Below are 269 nucleotides of genomic sequence, written 5' to 3' on the forward strand. Positions count from 1 at the left end.
TTCTCGATCACGTCCGTCATCTTGGCGTTGATCGGGCCCTTGCCGTCGATGGGCTGACCCAGGGCGTTGACCACGCGGCCGATGAGTTCGGGGCCGACGGTCACTTCCAGAATGCGGCCCGTGCACTTGACGGTGTCGCCTTCGGAGATGTGCTCGTACTCGCCCAGAATCACGGCGCCGACGGAGTCGCGCTCGAGGTTCAGCGCCAGGCCGAAGGAGGGCTGGCCGTCCTTGCCTGCGGGGAATTCCAGCATTTCGCCTTGCATCAC

The 269-nt window shown here is 64.7% G+C and carries 1 pseudogene; it reads right to left on the bottom strand.

The features are described 5' to 3' along the window. A pseudogene (locus ACSNOK_RS34415) lies at positions 1–254 on the bottom strand (hypothetical protein); the annotation flags it as partial. Positions 255–269: the final 15 nt, after the last annotated feature.

Origin of the sequence: Streptomyces sp. URMC 126 (assembly GCF_051386555.1) — a bacterium.
GTDB lineage: Bacteria > Actinomycetota > Actinomycetes > Streptomycetales > Streptomycetaceae > Streptomyces.